This window comes from Sulfitobacter sediminis (assembly GCF_040811725.1).
GTDB classification, from domain to species: domain Bacteria; phylum Pseudomonadota; class Alphaproteobacteria; order Rhodobacterales; family Rhodobacteraceae; genus Sulfitobacter; species Sulfitobacter sediminis.
On record NZ_JBFNXX010000120.1, the window covers coordinates 1 to 340 of the forward strand.

General features: G+C 56.2%; 1 pseudogene. It reads right to left on the minus strand.

Annotated elements, in window-relative coordinates:
* Positions 1-75: 75 nt before the first annotated feature.
* Positions 76-258, minus strand: a pseudogene (locus AB2B41_RS23410) (transposase); the annotation flags it as partial.
* Positions 259-340: the final 82 nt, after the last annotated feature.

Genomic DNA, 340 nt, shown 5'->3' on the forward strand with positions numbered 1-340 from the left:
GTCCTCCTTTGTGGATCATCGCAGACCCACCTTGGCACATAGATGCCGTCGGGGGGCGGTCACATCATCAAAGCCGCGTTCAGGGGCAATCGAGGGACGCCCTTCATCGGAATAGAGCGCGGCAAAATCTGCATTGAGCCCCGCCAAAGCGTCATTCACGATACGCCGGATCAAACGTAGCGGGTGCTTGGCTGGGATCCGATCCTCAAGATCGACATAGCTGAACAAAGACCCGGTCTTCTCGTCCGATCCACGCATCTGAAACCTCCAAACCTCGGCAAAAAGCTTGAATCACGCGCTAAAGCGCCTGTCGAGGAGAGTTCTTCAGCAGCCTGCTAGA